A 19,812-nucleotide genomic window follows, 5' to 3' on the forward strand; every position below is an offset into this window, starting at 1 on the left:
TGGCAAATGGCCACCAATAGTGTTCTAATGAACACAGTATGTATCGTCCGTTGTTAATCGTCAGTGGCCTTGTTGACTAACTCCACTCGAACTGTGGAAGCCCGAGTTGGGTGAATTGATTGATGATTTTACAGCGCAAGCGGGCTTCCGTTTGTTGGTTTTCGAATACTCGGTTTTTGAGATGGCTCCCAAAGCTTTGTTTCACTCGGTACATGGTCGTTTCCGCCAAGCTTCTACGATGATAGCCCACTTCCTCTTTCCAACTCCTACGCCCCTTGCGTCGAATCTGACGAATTGCCTCGTCCCGGGGCAAAGGCTCCTCCGCAGAGTTGCCATGTTGTTTGATCTTGGCGTTGTGCTGCGGCGGAATCACCGGCTCAATGCCTTCGGATTCCAGCCCTTCATAAACCTTCCACTTGTCGTAACTACCGTCGCCGTGAAACTTTTTTACGGGCTGCTCCACCTGCTCCAGCATTTCGGGAACCGCATCGGCATCGTGGCAACTGTTCTCGGTCAAAATCTCCGCCACAATCTCGCGGGTGTCAGGATTCACCGACAAATGCAGCTTCCGCCATGTCCGCCGCTTCGACTTGCCATGCGTCCGCATCTTCCATTCGCCCTCGCCAAACACTTTCATGCCGGTGCTATCCACCACGATATCGATGTCGCCCCTCTTGTTAGCGATATCGAGCGAAACATTCAGCTTGCTGGCTCGCTTGGCGAGCGAAGAATAATTGGGAATCGCTGCCTCGACGCCCAACATCGCCACCAGCGAGCGGCCGAATCCCTCAGTCTGCCGATAGGGAAGTTTCAGCAGTTCGCGAATCGTCAGCAAGCACTCGATCGCCGTATCGCTGAAGACAAAAGGGCGACCGACTTTTGTCTGGTCGTTAGGATGTTCCCAGTTCTCCAACGCCTCGTCGCTAAACCAAATAGTGATGTTTCCACGCTCGATGAGCGACTTGTTATACTCCTTCCAGTTCGTGACTTTGTAGGTTCGTTTTTCTTTCGTAGCCATGTTCGATCTCCGTAAAAAAGGTACGTGGTTCCATTCCACGTTAGTTTTTACGGAGGTTTGTGACTAATTGTTCAACAAGGCCATCGTCAGTTGTCCGTTGATGGAGGGTGGAAAAGGGTAGCCGATTGAGAGCTCCATTGAATGACTGCAGCGACGCGCAGGCGAATGGTTGCTTGCGTGGCTGTTCGCTGCTGCGCGGATGGTAAAGCTGTAGGCTCAAAGCTTTAAGCTGCAGGCGAGACTCTCCATCTTCCCCTGTTCCCTGAACCCTCACTCCTAAATCCTCCCCAGAATAGTTTCCCACCTATGGGAATCTATTTTGGGCAACTATCGCAAAGGTCTTGCTGTAACTCATGAAATACCAACACCTTGCGATAGATTCCCGCCGCGAAAATAGATTCCCACTCGATGCGTTTTCGGAAATGGGAATCTATTCGAGGTCGAAAACCACTGGTTTTGTAGAGTGGGCGCCGATTCAATTTTCCCATGAGTGGGAAAATTGGGAATCTATTCGCAAAGCTGTGTGTAAACGAAAAAGGCGAGACAGCCTGACGCTGTCTCGCCCTGATTCACTATTCGTTGGCATTGCCTTATCGCTCAGCCATGGCTGCTAGCAGCAACGGTTTCTCGTGGAGCGGATCCCCCAGAGAACGATGGTCGAAGCCAGCAAACAAAGCGTCGCCGGTTCAGGCACAGCGACACTTTCGAAGCTGCCCGGAACGCCGGTCGAGGAACCGAAGTTAGTCTTCCACAGCGTGTAGTCGTCGGCATCGACCACCCCAAGTCCGTCGCCGTTGCCGCCGAGAATGGTGCCGTCTTCGGTGGAGCCAAGGTTGTCGCGCCACACCGTGTAGTCAGCCAGATTGACGGTGCCGTCGCCGTTGAAGTCGCCCGCTAGACCTTCGGGGAGTTCCCCTTCGGTATGGGTAAAGTTCGAAAACGTAAGGTACTGCCCAGGCGAGTTCCACAGCCCCACCCGCATACTGGCGATTGGATTGTCAAGATCAAATGGAATGAGTGAAGCAACCGAGTCGAAAATGGGATCGCCAGTAGGAGTTCCCATTTCGTTCCAGATACGCAACTGAGAAGTTAGCTCTCCATCGAAGTAGAGTTCGACATGTATACCTGTAGTATTCGGAGTAAGCGATGGAACCCCATGGTAGTCGTTGTTCGACGTATCCTGCAAATCCATCGTGTCGACCTTGCCGTCAAAAATCAGACGCGGAGCGGCCAGACTATCGGGCCAAGGGGCGTCGCTGAGTCCTTCGCGAAAGTTCACCGAAGCGTCCATCCCCAGGCCCGCTTCGTCGGGACCGACACCGCTCAGAAAGTAGTCGTAACTGAGGGTATCACCGGGGGTGACTGCAACGGGAACCGTTACTACCTGGTCGGCCGCTTCCGCACCGTACAAGGTGAACGAGCTATCGTCCCATTCATAGAACCCAGCCCCTGCTGTGGAGGTCCAGGTGTAACCCATGCTGTCGAACGTTTGTGCGTTGGCGATGGAACACGACACCACCATCACCATGGTTAGGAACGTACCACTTAGAACATTACGCTGATGAAAATTACTCATATCGATGACCGTTTTACCCTTCTTCGAATTGCGAATCGCCAATGATTGAAGTGAGTTGAAATGAAGAGCCTGATGGAATGTTCTGTTATCTGCCGGAAGCTAGTTCACTTCGCCGCCGTTACGGGATCCGCTTCCCGCGTGGATCTGAGGGTCGACGTCGAGTTGAATGAAGGTGACCGATCCGTCGCACATGGTCATGTTGAATCCTCCCGAATGGGGACCACCGAACTTCCGCCGCCCGTGCGACTGCCCATTGCTTGCTTTGGGATCCTCGGTATCAGACTGCAATCGGTACCGAACCGGATCGTTCGCGTCGTAGTAGGTCATGCGAATCGTATCGTTGTTGTTTCCAACAAAGGCAGGTTCGTTATCGCCATCGTCAAGTCCGTTCTCGTAGTTCTCAACGTACATCCACTTTTCACCCACCATGTAGGTATTGGAGGTGCCGTCGGTAATCTGCCGCATTTTGACTTCGGAGCGATAGAAGCAGATGCCATTCCAGTTTTCCTTGCGATCTCCTTCGGAGGTAATGCGATAGCTGGGGGTATCTTTTGCTTCGGTAGCCAGCAGGCCGCCACCGTTTTCGTTAGGTCCGCCGCCAATTGCATCCGAGAGTTCGGTAGTGCGAATGTTTCCACCATTGCAGGCGTAGTCGGTCTTGCTGGCGCGTTCGATCGGCCGACTGCAGAACCGATACGAAGCACTCGACGACTGGAAGTCGTAGACGTTGGTCGTCCGTCGCGACGGGCAGACCATTCCATCAAACGGCAACTGGACCCGCTGCTTGGCGTACGAACGAATATCGGTAGCGGGTGCACCGCTGCCGAGGTCGTGCAGGGTACTCTGCTCAATGTACGGCAGCAAACTATAGAGCCATCCACCCGACTGACTCTTGCCATACCCTTGCTCCGGGAAGCCGACCCAGAACCATCCCCAACCACCCGATGGGAAGAAGCCGTGCGTATCGTGATGATTGTGGAAAGCAATGCCAACTTGCTTCAACTGGTTGACGCACTGGGTACGACGCGCTGCCTCGCGAGCGGATTGCACCGCGGGAAGCAACAGGGCGACCAGAATACCGATGATGGCAATCACCACCAACAACTCGACCAGTGTGAATCCTGGACGACGCTTCTGGATGACGCGTACACACGCACTCTTCGTAAAATGGGGATCAGTCATGGTTACTTCCTCCGAAGCGAATACCAGGTGATACCGCCATCCCTAATAGAACGCCGGCAATTAGTGGGTAGATAGAAGAGGATTCAGGCACCGCCAGCGACAACATGGCTTCAAAGGCACCTGTACCATGCCATTGGTCGTAGGCAGTGACAAACAAATCGAAATCAGCGAGATCGTTATGAAAATCACCGTTGAAGTCACCGCGAGCAAACGCCTCGGCGGCCGTGTACTCGGTGAGATCGGCCCCCGCCCATTGGATGTAAATCAGCCAGTCGTCGTAGTTGAGCACTCCGTCGTAGTTCACGTCGCCGGTGAATCCGACGAGCGATTCTCCGAGAATCTCAAACTCCGAGAGCAGCGGAGTCGCGTCGGCCTGCGTGATCATCAGCCGAATCCGCGAGGTCTCCAGAGGTTGATCCAGCATATGAATCCGCTGATAGCCGAGCGAAGTTCCAGCAACCACGGTTTGGTAGGTACCATTCACCTGGGCTTCGATCGTGTAGCCGCCGATCCGTTGCCCCAACGCGATGAACTCCTTGGCGACAAAGCCGTCGACCAGGCGCGGGCTGCCGAGATCGATTTCGAGCGAGCCGGTGGTTTGCCCATCATCCATCGCCCAGTAGGTACTGGTATCGCCATCGATGGCGAGTTCTCCGCCAAAGCTGGCAGCAGACTCTCCTCGTACATGGCTCGCAGTTACCGAGGTGTTGTTGTCGATCAAGTTTCGATCGAGCAATGCTTCTCGCGTTTCTTGGAACTCCAGCAGTCGGCTGATGTCACTATCGGCCAGTTTTCCGTCTGGCCCCGGCGGAACATCCAGCAACAAGTTCACCGATCTGCCGACCGTGTTCAGATACATCTCCATCAACGCGGCGGTCGACTTAGGAGACTCGTCCTCGTGGTAAAACCACCCATCCCGCAAACGGGCGTCGGCCTCGGCTGGTGTCCAGTAATCACCATTGCGGATGCCGGTCTCCAACTGGGAACCGCTGTAGCGGGCACCATCCTGCGTGCGATCGATCGTGTGCCAGTTGGTCGTCGGAGAGTAGCCCTCCTCGTTGCCAACCCAGCGGGCGTCGACGCCTTGATGGCCCCACATTACCGCGTTTGGCTGATGCTGGCGGATGATATCTCGGTAGCGCGACCAGTCGAACGTCTGAACCGTAGTGCTGCCGCTCGCTCCATCCAACCAGACTTCCGACAACTCGATTGGCGAACCGTCGCTCAAGGTCATAGTAACCAGTTCCGTCAACTGAGCTGCGTAGTAATCGTTGTAGTCGCTTCCATTCGCATCGCCGAAATTCTGTGGTTCGTCGTAGGGGGTTCCCACAAGGTTGGCCTTCGAAACCGATGGGTCGCGATGCATGTCCCAAGGCGAGAGATAAACACCGAACTTCAGTCCATAAGCCTTTGCCGACTCGGCAGCCATCCGCACGACGTCAGTCTCCAAGCCCGCGTTTGTTCGGGTGGTCGCCCAGGTGCTATTGCCGATGCGGTACTCGGTGGTGGTGGTATCCCAAAGTGCCATGCCATCGTGATGCTTGGCAGTGAGTATCATCGCGGTCATGCCCGCCTGCTTGAGCGAACGCGCCCACTGATCGGTATCGAGCGACGTGGGATTGAACACGTCGGGCGTGCTTTGACTCCAGCCCCACTCCTCATCGGTAAAGGTGTTGGGACCGAAATGGAGGAAGGCGTAATACTCCTGCTCGTGCCAGGCGAGTTGACGCGCAGTGGGAGTTGCCCCGTAGGGGGTGGGAGGGTCCTGGGCATTCGCCGAACCAAATGCCAGCAGCGCGACACCAAAGAGGAGCAACCCGCGCCAGGTCCGCTGGGTAGATACGGTCGCCAATCCAATCAGGCTGAGCGTCCACAGCCATGTCGAATGTGGTTCCGGTACCGACACGGAGTCCAACGCACTCGCACTTGCCTGGCTGCTGAAGTTTGCTTTCCACGTCTGGTAGTCGTCGAAAGAGACAGAATCGGGCGTGTTATCGTTAGGAATCGAGTAGGCCGAACCAAGCTGATCGCGCCACACGGTGTAGTCGGCCAGATCGACCAGCCCGTCGTTGTTGTAGTCGCCGGCAACAAACGTCAGCGTGCTATCGTAGGTCACCTTTCCGGCTTGCAAACCGCTCACACCAGCGATGCGATAGCGAAGTTCCAGGTCGGCCAGCCCTTCGGTGTTGAGTGCATACCCCAACCACAGCGAATCGCCAGGTTGCAAGCTGGTATTGCCGAGCAACACACCTTCGAGCAACGTGTTTTCGTCCGCGTACCCACCCGCCTGCCAACCTGCGGAGCTATTGTTGTCGACTCCGATCGCTTGCGACTCGAGGGTCGTCCATCGCGAAGGCATCAGAGCACCGCTCTCGCTGGTGACTTCATACCCATTTAACTGCACCACTTCCTCCGACACGTTCACCATTCGCAGTTGGCCAGTGGTCGTGTCGGCGACTAGTTCGATCGCTGAAGACTCGGACGGATCGCCTAACAACTGAAAGTCTTCCCATGGAACAAGATCACCGCTGTAAGTGGAGAACGACACCGCGTCGAGCAGGCCCTCGACCGAGCGATCGAAGAAGCCAGTCCGGGCGAAGAAACCGAATCCCACGTTGGGACTTGGAGTCGCGAAGTTGCTACCGGATTGCGATCCAAGGAGGGAACCATCGCGATACACACTCAGTCGATCGGCCGAGGAATCCCAGGCCAGCGCCCAGTGCTCAAAGGAATCGAGCGAGGGAGCGGACAGCTGCTGCTGATGTTCGGCTCCATCGTAGAAGCCATATTCAAAAAGCTTGTTCGATTGGTTGTACGCGCTGTAACGCAAGAACAAATCGCCTTCGACGTCCACCAGATGATTAAACGTGCCCGGCTGTTGCGATGCCGGAACCGTTGGTTGATACACCACCTCGGCAAGCCAATCGACATTGGGCAGCGAGCCAAACGAGTCGGCATTGAAGTAGAACCCACTACTATCGTTGGCCGAACCATTCACGGTTGCGATACCACTTGTCACCGAAGGAGTACCCGACACGCGAAAAGAGTTCGTTAGATCACGCTCTCCTGCAGCCAGCGTGTATTGCGAGCCGCTCACGTTGCCATTGAAGTTGACTTTCACGTAGTTGGTCACTTCAGCGGCATGTGAAACCGACAAGCACAAGCAGTACCCGATGGCCAAACAGGCAACTGGCAACGCTTCCACTAACAGCGACACATACTTTCGGATTGCACACACACGATGGTTCATCAAATCACTCGGTTTGCTACTCAACACGGGAGCTTTTCGGTGGGGATGAGCATCTCGCTCACGCCTGATCCCCACAGAAAAGCCCATACACGGGATACGAACGCAGGAGTTGCTCCTTACGCACGCAGCATTCGGCTGCCACGAATGCCACCCGCAATCGCTACCAAAGCTCCGACGATCAACATCGAGGAAGGCTCAGGAACGGAAGTCACACTGAAATTCGAAATGGTCACTGCCTGGGAGTTATCCCACGAACCAACCCGTAACGAATCGATCGCAGCGATGTCATAGACTCCGATAGTGGTCGAGTAGGCTTCGGTAAACACGCCAGGCGAAGTTCGATTGCTTACGGTCAACTCAGCGCTGGTCGCCGAAGTGAACTCGTAGCTGAAGAGCACGCCATCGTAGGGCGTACTGGCAGTGGTGCTGTCGTACTCACCATTGTTCGCGTACGACTGAAAGTAGAGCCCGGCCGAGGGATCCCGATAGAGCACGCGATCCGTCGCGGCGGTGCCACCGCAGCAAGTACCGATGTTGTCGTCGGACTTGAAGTACATCGAGATATCCCAAGAACCACCCAACGTGCCGCTATCAATGCCAACCTCGAAGCTTACGACATCGCCGACCTCCAGAGCCAGTTCTGTCGACATACCAGCATCCATGCCTGGATTGCCAGTGATGACGCCGGATTCGGTTGTGGGAGTCGTGTAACTGGCCCCTGTATCCTCGGTGGTCCAGGTGGCTCCGCTAAAGTCGATCGTGCCCGCTTGGCACTCAACGTTAGCTACTGCCAACGCAAGGAGTGCAATGGATGTAATACTCAGGATTCTCATGAGACAATACCTTTTCAAAGAGACCTACAAGGAAGTAACAAACAAGGTGATAATGAATGACACTCAATCCGCAACACTCGTCAGCGAAAACCCAACGCGCACTTCCCACCGGGATGAAGGCGCAGCCTGGGCCCCACTTGCCTGTTTGGTTGCGCCGCCCGCGCATATTGCTAGACAACTACACTATTGAAGTGCAGCGACTGGAACTAAAACATCTGTTGACGATCGTCCAACTGCATCTCGACGACAGCATCGCCGAACGTGACCCAGTCGAACGCGGTATCCCCATCACTGTCGGTTGCTGCCAGAACCAGGAACCGATCTTTGGAGTGCAGGGGAATCTCGATAACATCCGGACCATCCTCGCGACTAAAGCCGCTGCGGTGGTACCGTTGCTCACCATCTACCAGTACCCACGCTTCCGCTTCGAAACGTTCGGGCTTGGCTTCCAGGTTGCCAACCAATGCTCGGAAACAGAGCATCTCGTGATTGGGATATTGCCGTCGAATCGCATGCAGGTCGAAGGTAATTCCTCCGTTCGCATGGATGCCGATGAGGCCTCGATTTTCAGGGCACAGCTCTTCGGGCTTGGTGGCCACGTGCAGCCAGTTGATGTAGCCATAGATTCCATCCTGAAACTCCAACCGCATCGGCGACAAGCCTTGTTCCAACGAGGGGCGACGGGCCATGATGGCTCCGCTCCAGGTCTTTCCGGTCGTAGGAGGAAAATGAGCAAAGCTTCGGCCAATCGAATCGACTTGGGTTCCTCCGTTCGTTCCATCGGGAATGAACACGCCATCTACACCACGAATGGTGGGAGTCGCCGTGAAACCTTTGGAGCCTTCCACGGTATCCACGTAAGTCTGCACGCGGCTACCGTCGTGCAAACTGATACCGCTGTGCACGACTTCGTTGGGCATGGGGATTCCCCCTACCAAATCCGCCAGATTTACCGTGGTTTCCGCCTGAGAAAGGTAACGGACAAAGTGCAGGTGATTCGGGCGAAGCATGCTAAAGAGCTGGCTGTTCTTCGCATCGAAGCGAGCTCCCTCGCTGCCAGTAAGGCGAAGTTGGTTTTGTCGACCGAATTCCCCCGGAGCCTTGATCGAGACGTCGCCGTAGTACACACGCATTTCGACAGAACCATCGGCATCGATGTCGGCTCCAAACTCACCACTGCTGGCAGTAAGTTTGGCTTGCTTCGTATCTACAAAGAAAGGACCGTAGTCATTGGGAACATAAGCGGCCAAGCGTCCTTGCGAGAGACTCACGGTCTGGCCATCGACGATTCCGATGGCGGCGGGGCCTTGCACAACAATTCGCGCTCCGCATGCGAACATGATCTCAGCCAATCCCTCTTGAAGTTCCAGCTGGGTGCCGCGGAGGAAGTAACTATTCTCAATAATGACGGGACTACTCCCGCCCCACCTGGCACCGACCGCTCCGTAAAGCTTCGCCTCAATCAAAGGATTAAGCGTTTGTGCTTCACCAGAACTAGCAAAGGTACCCCCCGAAGAATCCGACGGGGGCCACCAAGAGTGCGCCCCTCCCCATACAGCGACTGCAATCACCGCAGCAACGCTAGCCATCGCAGCAAAGATCGCACTGCGAATGCGACGACCAGAGACTTTAGATTGGTTTCGCTGAGCGATCTGATGTTCTCCAGGAGGGACATCCGAGTCCTCCGATGCGTCACTCGACTCGAGCAGCCCTTCCTGCTGACCATCCGTCGCCAGGGCGAAGCCTCGAATGCCTGCCTGCAGATCCATATAACGAACATAAACCTGTTGAGCGGCTTGATTCTCCGTGAGCACGGTCTCAAGCTCTCGCTGCTCTTCGCTACTTAGACCAGCGTCGCACAACTCGTCCAACAGTTGTAGCAGGCGCTGGTGCTCCTCGTGAGTTAATGGTTTCACGATACCCTCCTAACCTGCAAGTCCGTTGGAAGAAACACACTCTTGAAGAGTCCGCCGAATTCGATTGAGTGCTTTGTACAATGTATTGACTGGCCGCGATAACAACTCCGCGGCATTTCGAATGGTGGTAGCTGTAGGTCCGTAGCAATGCTGCAATATTCGTCGATCCGATTCCCGTAGCTGCTTTATGCATTCCTGCAGCCGCTCGCGACGCCATTCGAGGTCTTCGGTCAAGGTGGAATTCACTTCCGCAAGCGTATCGACCAAGTCATCGCTAAACATCAACCGATCACTTTGCTGCCGACGCCGAAAGTTCTTTACTTCAAACCGCGCAACCTGCATGGCCCATGAGCGAAAATTGGATCCCGGTTCAAACGAATCGAACTTCTGCCAAAGTACAACGCGAGTACGCTGGACTACGTCTTCCGCATCCGGCCAATGGGGAAGCAGCGCATAGACCAACGTCATCAGATCCGATTCGCAGCCAGCAAGCAGACGATTAAACGCTGCAATTTGTCCAGCCGGGCGATCGGGAGCAGGGCGCGGTGATTCGTTTGCCAAACTCGTAAGACGGTGCATGAAGGGAATCGATTGAAGGAAGTAGCGCCTGCTTCTTGCTCACCTACTAACGTAAACACTGGCAGTAAATTGGTATCGGGCCGAACGCAACTATTTTAATATTTTGCAGTCAACAGCTCGTATCCTCTTTCACAGCAACACTTTACAGCACAGGGGAAGCTGATATTTTTCAGGTATTTTCTTCCGTCCTACGAGCGAGATGCGGCGATGCTGACAATTGCCAGAGCTTCACCAAAGCTGACTTTTTGGAACGTCCGCTCCTATTCATGGTAAAAAGGTCGCACGCGTGTGCTGTGTATTGAGCTGCCTTGCCTACCGATCACCTGATGACTTCTTATCTTCTGCACGATGAACGATCCGACTTCCAAATCGACGATTCGCCGCGACCAGACGATCGACGACATCTGCGACCGATTTGAGCACGCCTGGAAACAGGGAGAACGCCCCGCGCTGGAAGCGTTTCTTACCGAAGCGAGCGAATCGCTGCATCCACGTCTGGCGGGTGAGTTGTGGGCGATCGAGTGTCATTACGATCCGGAATTGCACAGCGGTGCGAAAGCGGCCGCCGCACTGGCCGAGCGTCATCCTTCCCTGGCGCCGATGATGCTCGATCCCTCCACGATGATCCGCCCTGAAGCGGACTTTGATAAATCAAGCAATAGAACGATCTCTGCCGTCGAAGAGGGCGGGCTGCATATTCGTTGCCCCCACTGCAGCAATCCTGTTGAGCTGCTTTCCAACGCGGCCGTCGACGACGTGGCCTGCCATAGCTGCGGCAGCCATTTCAGCTTGGTGGACGACTCGGCAGGCAAGGACCCTACGCGACAATCGTTAAAAACGCTGGGACGTTTCGAGCTTCTTTCGAGATTAGGCGTCGGCGGATTCGGTACCGTATGGAAGGCCCACGACACCGAACTCGACCGCGTGGTGGCGGTCAAGATCCCTCGCAAAGGTAATCTCAATGCCTTCGAGGTCGAACAATTCCTGCGCGAAGCACGTGCCGCGGCCCAACTGCGGCATCCGAATATCGTCCCAGTGTTCGAGGTCGGCCGCGAGGATAATACGGTTTTTATCGTCAGCGAATTTGTGCAGGGCATTTCGATGGCCGACTGGATGAAAGCCCGTCGGCAGCCGGCGACAGAGATCGCCAGCATCTGCGCTAGCGTGACCGATGCCCTGGCCGAAGCTCACGCAGCTGGCATCGTTCACCGTGACTTGAAACCGTCGAACATCATGCTCGACTTATCCCGCAAACCTCGCCTGATGGACTTCGGGCTCGCGAAGCGCGACATCGGCGAAGTCACCATGACTCTCGAAGGCTTTGTGGTCGGCACGCCTGCGTACATGTCGCCCGAACAAGCACGCGGCGAAGGACATTGGACCGATCAGCGAACCGATATCTATTCGCTGGGTGTCATGCTGTTTCACTTGCTGACCAACGAACTCCCCTTCCGCGGATCGCCGGCAAAGCAGATTCAGGCGCGTTTGACGACCGATCCGCCAAAACTGCGCTCGCTCGATCCAAGTGTGCCCCGCGACCTGGAGACCATTTGCCTGAAGTGCATGGAGCTCGATCCCAATCGGCGTTACCAGAAAGCGACCGAAGTCGGGGACGAACTGCGGCGGTATCTCGAAGGCAAACCGGTGCTGGCGCGGCCGATACCGGCGATTGCGCGTGCCTGGCGATGGATGAAACGCCACCCGGCCCGCTCGGCGGCGATCGTACTGGGTACCATCCTGGCAATTGCCGGGCCAATCGCCGCGGTGGTATTCCATGCACAACGCCAGGCGATTGCGCTCCGACTCGACGAACGGACCGAGCTGGTCAACCAGCGCAACTCGGAGCGTATCGAGCTTCAACAAGAGGTCGCTTCGCTCAAGGAGCGACTGGAGAGCATCACCGGCGCAGCGATTCCTGAAACAATCGTCCCAGACTGGCGAAAGGACCTTATCAATTCGCTTCTTGATCAGCGATACACGGAGTTTGCCAGCCAACTCGAAGAATCAACCACCCCCAGCAATACAGCCAGTGAACATCACGCCCTGGCCGATCTGCTGGCAAGTGTCGATCGCAAGCAGCAAGCCGCGCACCACTACCGCGAGGCTTTCGATAGGTATGCGATGGCAGAATCGACCAAGGGGAGCATTGCCCATTTGGAAGCTGGCATCAAGCTCGCTGCCATGCAGCAAGCCACCCAAAATCGCGACGAAGCCGAGGCCACGCTTGCCGAAGTATCAAACCTACTAAACTCCCCGCAGTCAATTGCTCAGCTAGAGTTACTCCAATTGCAATACCAGCTTGAGAACGACACGACGAAGAAAGCAGCCCAATTTCTACAGGCTGGCGAAGTCGGAACTGCATTGCAACACGACTGGCCAGAAGAAGCAGGTACGCTAATCGAACTCCGCGATTCGCTCCTCCCCAGGCAACCGCTTCGTTGAGCAAGCCTTTAGTACTCGGCGACCTCTCCCCCGTCGCGCGACGCTAAAGCGTACAACGCAGGCAGGGTGATTTCTTCGTCGATCCATTGCACCGAACCATCCGCAAACGCGAACTGAACTCCTCCCGGGTGGTCGCTGGCGAACTCCAGATCGTTAAGTAGCATCGATCGCATGGCACCTTCGGGCGCGGTGGTATCTTCCACGGAATAGCCGAACTCGTCGTGATCGGCATTCAGTGGGTAGATGATGCTCTTTGCCGCTCCCGAACAGACCTTGGTGTACGCCCCCGTGGCCCCGCGCCAGTCGGCCCCCACGAGCCAGTCACGGAACACGTAGTTCCGTTCTCCCACCATCAACGTATGCGACGTGCCATCGACGATGCGAGCCATTCGTACCCGACTTCCCGGGAAAAGCACTCCGTTTCGCCGCAAGTCGCCACAAATGGTATCCTCCAGGTCCCATGAGTCCACAGCACCTTCGCCGCCGGCCACGCCGGCATAATGCGACTCCTTGAACTGACCTTCAGGGCGTGCTGCACTGGGACACAGGTACATTGGCATCTCGTAGGTGCCGGGCTTGCGATTCTCGACACCGCCGTAGTTGCGGTCGCTCTTATCCTGAACCACACCAATCTCATCGAACAATGCTTGCTGTTCCATCAGCGGCAGCAGCAACGCCCGCCACGAAGCACTGGGTCGAACCTGCTGCGCGTGGAGCATCGCACCCGGTGGAAAAGTGCCTTGTTCCGAGTGATAGGACTGCAGAGCCAATCCGATTTGCTTGAGATTGTTTTGGCAACTAGAACGCCTGGCAGCCTCACGGGCGGCTTGCACCGCAGGTAGCAACAGGCCGATCAAGATTGAAATGATCGTAATGACCACCAGTAGTTCGACCAAAGTGAATCCGCGACGTGGGGAATTCATCGCTTCCATTTCCAGGCTAGCCCTAGCCCACCAAGTACCAATAGCCATATCGCCGCTGGTTCAGGCACAGTGATGCCGAGCAGCACTTGCTGCGCGTAGGCGGCCACCGGAGGGGAAAGCAAACTGATCATGTCGTCGATGTCATCGAAATCGAGATCGCTATCGTAGTCGGTGTCGCCAGTGATGTCGGCCGATACACCGATGATGCCGCCTCCTGAAAGCTCGGTCAACTCATACGCTTCGCGATCTCGGAGGGCGAGTGCGAACAAATCGACATCGTCCTCGTCGTAGTCAAAGTCGCCATCCATGTCTCCCACCGAGTGCCCAACGATTGCAGCACTGTAACTGGTGTATTGCACGCCAGCGTAGACACCTTTGCCGAGTGGGATGCCTTGACCAACGATCGTCCGGAAATGCGTACCCGCCAGCAATCGTTCGGCCGTAACCACCTCGATGGAGGTTCCCACGTCGAAGCTATCGAAGTTCGACAGGTCAACTTGCAGCATCCCATCGAGTACCGCTTCGCCCGAAACCACTACGCGCTCAAACTCCCCCGCGTTGGCGGAATCGACATCCACGACGATTCTACCGGTCGGGGATTGCGCAAAGTTACCTGAGATCAATAGCTGCCCGCCAGGCTGCGACGATCCGGCGTCGACTTCCAGCCGACCGTTGCCAACAATTTGCAGGCCGCCGATGATCTCGCCATTGCCATAAAGCTGCCCAGCAACTTCCATTTGTCCCTGCCCTGTTTCCACCGTCCCCTGATTCATCGCTAGCTGTCCATCCGGGGTGACCACGAGCTTATTGGTGGCCAAGCTGCCGTTTAGCAATTCGATGCGACCATTCGCTTCAATCACAGTCTGCGACGATGCGCTGAAGTGGGCCCCGTTTGAGACCTCAAGCACCATCGGTCCGTTGTTGCCGAGCACCGCAAGGTCGTGCACGGCCGCGGGGGGTGCCCCCTGCACCGGCCCGGCTTGCACCACGACCCGCTGCTGGGCATCAGGCGTGATCGAGGCGAGCTGCAGGCTGGCCGTGGAGTCGGGCACCTCGCCTTGGCTCCAGCTTTGGGGATTATTCCAGAAGCTAAACGACTCGTCGGCGACAAACTGATTGCCAACTTGCGGGGCAACAAACACGGCTCTCGCGATTTGCGACGACTGCTCAAAACGCACTGCTACATCATTCGGCAAACCTGTAGGAAAGAAGTGCGAGCGAAACTGCTGCTCGATCGCCCCCGCCTGCAAGAACTCAATCACATCGCCTGGGATGGGTTGATAGCCATTGATAAAGGGAAGGTTTAACCGACCTTCGAGCGTTGCCCCATCCTGCACGATATGCACATCGTGCAGAGTGCCTGGGATTGTCCCCCCGATGCGAACCTGAAAGGTGCTCTCGGGCGTGAGATCGAGCGAGTCGTAGTTGAACACTCGCTGCCCGAAAGCGGAATTGGCGGCTGCGAACGCAAGCATCCCGATTCCTAACGCGCATGCCAGGCTTCGCGGATTCCAAGTGTAAGCGAATGGTGCCTGCGAGTTCATGGATCGATACATCTTCGAGAAAGTCAGATAAACCAATATGGCAGCATAAACTTCTGCCCACCCATCAAGCCAACTACCCTGATGGTAACGGCCTCGAAGAGGTTATCAAGAAATCGGTAGGCATCCCGCCATTTTTCCTGTACTTTCTTAAAATCTACGCGTAAACTCGGGGAAAATCGCAACTTGGTTGGTTGCCGCCTTGGCTAGTTGGCACATTTGAACGTTATGCATAATCGACCACTTTACTGGGCCCTTTTGCTGCTATCGGCGACTGCGCTGAACCACGTCTGGCTCCGCTCGTGCACTGCAGCTCCCGCGGCGTTTTGGTTCTCGACCGATGCAACTTTGCCAGGCACGCCGGGAGTGCCAGAGTTCACCTCCGCGGTCGGGATTCCCCGCACGTTACACATCTGGGCTCAACCAAACACTTTGACCTCGGGCGACTGGAACGCGAGTACCAATCCCTTCCTAAAATTCCAAAACGTCTCGCTCGACATCGTCTCGCCGGAGTCCACATTTGACATCGATCCTGATTCGATTGTCGTTTACAACCCGACGTATGCTTCCGGCGAGGATCGTTTCAGCAACGTGGGAGACTCGAGTACCGGACTGACCGAATCGGATGGCTCGGCGCTCGGCAGTTACGACGACTTACCCATCGGATTCAGCAAAGGACTGCTCGACCTGCAAGGCTTTTCGATGCCGGCCAACTACGCTCAAGGCTTCGGTGTGACTTGTGATGCCTCGGATTCTTATTGCGGCACCACCGACTCTGGCAGCCCCGCCTGGCTATTCGCTTCGTTTGCGGTGACTCCCACGAGCGATACGGGAAGTGTCGAATTCTGGATGCAAATCGGTCGCAACGGCATCAACGGAGTCGATGCCAGCGATGCGCTCCTCGGCTCAGGGACCATCGAGGTTCAGTTTGGGATCGATACCGAAGGATTTGCCCCTTTCGATTACGATGCCGAGTACGATCGCAAGCTCACCCTCGCTAACGACGATAGCGACGTCACGCTGCTGCTCGCCGGTCCTGGCGACTACAACGCCGATGGTGCAGTGGATGAGCTCGACTACGCGGTTTGGAAGAAAGACTTCGGCACCAACAGCTACGATGCCGACGGCAACGGGGATGGCATCGTCAGTCTAGCCGACTACACGATCTGGCGCGACAATCTCGATGCGACGAGTACCGGCGCGCTCGCTTCGCTCAATGTGTCGCAAGTGCCTGAGCCCAGCACGTTCGCGATGCTGGCTGGCTTTACGACACTCGCCTGGAACCTTAGCAGTTCTTCTCGAGCCAGGCATTCCAGTAACTGCGAATAAGCCCCGTTTTACGCTCGATCGTGCGTGGAGAGAGATCGAGCTGCTGCGAGATTTCTTGCGTGGTAAATCCCGCCAGTTTCAGTTCGGCGATCTCACGCATCGCTTTGTCAGGCAGTTCGTTCATTAGCAACTGACATTGCTCGCTCAGTTCGGCCAACTCGGCCGGCGTTACTTGATCGTCTACTAACTCAAGCGGTGCGCATTGACTGTCGTCGCTTGCACGATCGGCCGACTCCGGCTGTCGCCCTCCTCCACGCTTTGCAGCGACCTGCCGCTTGTGCAAGTTTACCGCTTTATTCGCGGTAATTTTGGCCAGCAGCGGCCATAAGCCATTGCGGTCGGTTAAGTCGGGAAACTGCCCCTCACGGACTCGGACAAAAAAGCTGCCCAACGCGCTTACTGCGACGTCCTCTTCGTCTTCCACCGCTCGAGGCGTGTCTCCCAGCTTGTGTTTTGCCAAGGCGAGCAAGCGGTTAAAGTACCGCCCCCACAGCTCTTGCTGGGCTTTGGTTTCCTCACCGACTCGTAAATCGGCAATCCACTGAGTGACTGAGATATCGTTCGGATCGTTCATCGCGGGCGGTTGAAAGAGAAGCATGGCTTGGATTCCCCGCATTATGGCCGATGTTGCCTTGGTCCGTCTAGAAACAAAGGCCGCCCCGCCCCCATGGCAGGGGCGAGGCGACCCGAAAGCACCACCACTATCAAGTGGCGAACAGCTTCCTCCCCTAAGCGTTTCGATGATATAGGAGTCCCAGCCCTGCGGCCGCCGCGACCATCCACAGCGTGGAAGGCTCAGGCACCGACGTTGGGCTGCTGGCCATCAGCGGCGACATGCACACGTGGCCGAAGTTATTCTTCCAGAGGTCGTAGTCGGCTGAGTCGATCACCCCGTTCAAATAACCATTCGAGGAGATCTTCGACTCGTCGGTGCTACCCAGATTGTCACGCCAGATGGTGTAGTCGCCGAGGTCGACCAGACCATCGCCGTTGAAGTCGCCAGGACATGGTCCGACGGGAATCTCTTGGGCTTCGCCGATCGCTTCGAGAGCATTGAGGTCGATTACCCCAAATCCCTCTTCTTGATCATCGGACATCATGCGGAGTTCCGACATCGAGTAACCTTTGTCCCACACATGCCCACCGTGTTCCAGGAAGTGCACGCCGGACAGGCTATCGAGTACGAACAGCTCGCTACCGGTGGCGTAGTACCCATCGGGGCTCAGCTCGTCGACGATCTGGCGAATGCTGAAGATCACGGTGTCGCGAGGTTCTTGGTCGCCAATGAACCGACCGATCTGGTCTCTTGCTTCGTCACTGGAAGGGGGAACCGGCTCGTCGTTGAAGATGTTCACATCACCTGCGGTGTCGTATACCATCAGAGCGTCGATATCGATCGCGTTCCGACTCTCTTGATTCTGATGTGGCAAAAGAGCATGTCCGGGAATCGGTCCCAGCAGCGATTCGACAGCCGATACAATCATGGAGTGCGACAGATAGGGAGTGCCTGAGGCATTCCAGATCGAAGCCCCACTTTCAAAGTCGAGTTCGAGCGAATACTTGTCGGCATCACCAACGAACACGCCTTCTTCTTGCCCTTCCTTGGTGGGTTCCGGCCCCCAAAGCTCCACTCCATCCACATCCCGCAGCTCCACCGACCGATCGATGCCTGGAGCGGGCACCCAATAGTCATGGATGTTGGCTCCCGTATGGACACCTGATAGTTCGACGCTCAGTTCAGCGGGGCCTCCGATCTTCTGCCCGCTGGCCAACACCACTGGGTCGGTAGGAGCCAGCACAATCGGCTTGTAGGGGGTCATCGGTCCTCCCGGGTACACGGTGACTTCGTCGTCGTGCGAGTAAACCAGATGAGCGTCGTCGCGAATCAGCTGACGGAATAGTGCGTCGCGTTGATTCGCAATTGCGTCGACTTGCTGGTCGAGTTCCCAATTGGGTCGGGTATTCGAGTAGTCGATGCCATCCATGGTGCCACCGTGCCCATCCCAGTTGATCACCTGCTGGGGATCTGCTCCCCCCATGGCGGAGTAATCGAGGTCGTGAGAGAACTCTTTGCCATAGACCTCAATGGCCGGTATCACGCCAGGGCCTGTCAGCGGAGGTCCAAACACAGGAACCGGATTGTAAGGGTCGGCCGCTTGCGACGAAGAGCAGCAGGCTGCCACCAAAACCACACCACAACTCACTACCTTACGCATGTTCTATCTCCCTTTTTTATGAGCATTCGCCCGCAATGGTTGTTGTTTGCTGGTAGGTGAGTACCAGCGACAACAGGGAGATCAACAACAAGCGGAGAGACCCGCCAAGATTTTGAGTTTTTCTGAAAAGACTCCAAACCGCAGAAAAATGGCTATTCCGTGCCTACTTCCTCTCGCCCACACCTAACCAATTACTTGGGCGAACCGTGTAACTGGGAGCGAAAGACGCGCAGCGGGTGGGAGACTTGGAGATTCGGTGTCGGCTCGCAGCGGCTACCGGCCCGAGACGCAGAACACGCAGAGCACCTTGGCGGTTTCGTCGAAAGGATTCTCCACCCGATGGGGGGTCGATCCGTCGAAATAGAGACTATCGCCCGAATCGAGTTCGTAGGTTTCGTCGCCGTAGTAGAAGCGAGCCTTTCCCTCGAGCACCATCAGGTACTCTTCCCCTTCGTGTGTAAGCGATTGCTGCCGCCCGCCATGAGCGGGAATGGTCAATAGAAATGGATCCATCGCTCGTGTTTGGCGTGGATGGGCCATCGACTCGTATTTGGTGTTGTTCTCCGGCGAGGGATCGCGGTCGATGACCTTCCCCTCGTCGCGGCGCACCAGGCACAACTCTGGGCATTGGTCCAACCCTTCGACCAACTCCGACAGGCGAACTTCGAGATCCGCGGCAATCTTGAACAGCGCAGGCAGCGACGGAGTCACGCGGAAGTTCTCGACCTTCGAAAGCCAGCTTCGCGTGAGCCCCGTACGAGTTGCCAATTGTTCGATGGTCAAACGCTTCTCCATCCGAAGCTGTTTGATTCGCTGGGCAAGCTCCACCAGGTTCATTCCCACCTGTTCATGACGTGGGGCAGAAGTGCCGTTCTCACCGGCATCCGACGACGAAGTTTCCATGGGTTCTTTGGACATATTTCCTGCTATTCCTAACCGACTTGTTACAATCGGCGGTGACTCGTGATTCTCTCTCACGCCATGCGCACTCGCGCTCCAAAACAGAG

At 56.1% G+C, this 19,812-nt stretch carries 14 protein-coding genes; 2 read left to right on the top strand and 12 right to left on the bottom strand.

Annotation, left to right across the window (positions count from 1 at the left end):
* Positions 1 to 76: 76 nt before the first annotated feature.
* From Pan181_RS15505 to Pan181_RS27060, 7 genes are all read right to left on the bottom strand, one after another.
* The gene (locus Pan181_RS15505; RefSeq protein ID WP_145244898.1) at positions 77 to 1,018 is read right to left on the bottom strand and encodes an IS5 family transposase; all 942 of its coding nucleotides are present in this window, start codon (positions 1,016 to 1,018) and stop codon (positions 77 to 79) included.
* A gap of 610 nt (positions 1,019 to 1,628) precedes the next feature.
* Positions 1,629 to 2,594 carry a hypothetical protein gene (locus Pan181_RS15510; RefSeq protein ID WP_145247903.1) on the bottom strand — a complete coding sequence of 322 codons (966 nt, stop codon included), beginning with the start codon at positions 2,592 to 2,594 and terminating at the stop codon, positions 1,629 to 1,631.
* A gap of 99 nt (positions 2,595 to 2,693) precedes the next feature.
* Positions 2,694 to 3,776, bottom strand: coding sequence for a DUF1559 domain-containing protein (locus Pan181_RS15515; RefSeq protein WP_145247905.1), 1,083 nt, complete (start codon positions 3,774 to 3,776; stop codon positions 2,694 to 2,696).
* The gene (locus Pan181_RS15520; RefSeq protein WP_197528397.1) at positions 3,769 to 7,026 is read right to left on the bottom strand and encodes an alpha-L-fucosidase; all 3,258 of its coding nucleotides are present in this window, start codon (positions 7,024 to 7,026) and stop codon (positions 3,769 to 3,771) included. Before Pan181_RS15520 ends, Pan181_RS15515 begins: the two co-directional genes overlap by 8 nt.
* A 116-nt stretch (positions 7,027 to 7,142) precedes the next feature.
* Entirely contained in the window at positions 7,143 to 7,859 is a 717-nt protein-coding gene (locus Pan181_RS15525) for a hypothetical protein (RefSeq protein ID WP_145247909.1), read from the bottom strand.
* A gap of 206 nt (positions 7,860 to 8,065) precedes the next feature.
* On the bottom strand, positions 8,066 to 9,775 hold the full coding sequence (locus Pan181_RS15530) for an NPCBM/NEW2 domain-containing protein (protein ID WP_145247910.1): 1,710 nt from the start codon (positions 9,773 to 9,775) through the stop codon (positions 8,066 to 8,068).
* Positions 9,776 to 9,784: 9 nt separating this feature from the next.
* On the bottom strand, positions 9,785 to 10,354 hold the full coding sequence (locus Pan181_RS27060; protein WP_145247912.1) for a sigma-70 family RNA polymerase sigma factor: 570 nt from the start codon (positions 10,352 to 10,354) through the stop codon (positions 9,785 to 9,787).
* Positions 10,355 to 10,702: 348 nt separating this feature from the next.
* Between Pan181_RS27060 and Pan181_RS15540 the strand changes: the two genes are divergently transcribed.
* Positions 10,703 to 12,796: a serine/threonine-protein kinase gene (locus Pan181_RS15540; RefSeq protein ID WP_145247914.1), complete on the top strand. Its 2,094-nt coding sequence runs from the start codon at positions 10,703 to 10,705 to the stop codon at positions 12,794 to 12,796.
* 8 nt (positions 12,797 to 12,804) lie between these two features.
* Here Pan181_RS15540 and Pan181_RS15545 read toward each other — a convergent pair whose 3' ends face one another.
* Positions 12,805 to 13,719: a DUF1559 domain-containing protein gene (locus Pan181_RS15545; protein ID WP_197528399.1), complete on the bottom strand. Its 915-nt coding sequence runs from the start codon at positions 13,717 to 13,719 to the stop codon at positions 12,805 to 12,807.
* The gene (locus Pan181_RS15550) at positions 13,716 to 15,194 is read right to left on the bottom strand and encodes a PEP-CTERM sorting domain-containing protein (protein WP_145247918.1); all 1,479 of its coding nucleotides are present in this window, start codon (positions 15,192 to 15,194) and stop codon (positions 13,716 to 13,718) included. Before Pan181_RS15550 ends, Pan181_RS15545 begins: the two co-directional genes overlap by 4 nt.
* Before the next feature lie 294 nt (positions 15,195 to 15,488).
* Between Pan181_RS15550 and Pan181_RS15555 the strand changes: the two genes are divergently transcribed.
* Positions 15,489 to 16,589: a hypothetical protein gene (locus Pan181_RS15555; protein WP_145247920.1), complete on the top strand. Its 1,101-nt coding sequence runs from the start codon at positions 15,489 to 15,491 to the stop codon at positions 16,587 to 16,589.
* On the opposite strand, the gene Pan181_RS15560 is transcribed toward Pan181_RS15555, so the two are convergent.
* The 3 genes from Pan181_RS15560 to Pan181_RS15570 form a co-directional block, all read right to left on the bottom strand.
* Positions 16,546 to 17,187, bottom strand: a complete 642-nt coding sequence (locus Pan181_RS15560) for an ECF-type sigma factor (RefSeq protein WP_197528400.1) — start codon at positions 17,185 to 17,187, stop codon at positions 16,546 to 16,548. The genes Pan181_RS15555 and Pan181_RS15560 overlap by 44 nt on opposite strands.
* Before the next feature lie 130 nt (positions 17,188 to 17,317).
* Positions 17,318 to 18,805, bottom strand: a complete 1,488-nt coding sequence (locus Pan181_RS15565) for a hypothetical protein (RefSeq protein ID WP_145247924.1) — start codon at positions 18,803 to 18,805, stop codon at positions 17,318 to 17,320.
* Between the two features lie 273 nt (positions 18,806 to 19,078).
* On the bottom strand, positions 19,079 to 19,723 hold the full coding sequence (locus Pan181_RS15570; RefSeq protein WP_231943610.1) for a helix-turn-helix domain-containing protein: 645 nt from the start codon (positions 19,721 to 19,723) through the stop codon (positions 19,079 to 19,081).
* Positions 19,724 to 19,812: the final 89 nt, after the last annotated feature.

Origin of the sequence: Aeoliella mucimassa (assembly GCF_007748035.1) — a bacterium.
GTDB classification, from domain to species: Bacteria; Planctomycetota; Planctomycetia; order Pirellulales; family Lacipirellulaceae; genus Aeoliella; species Aeoliella mucimassa.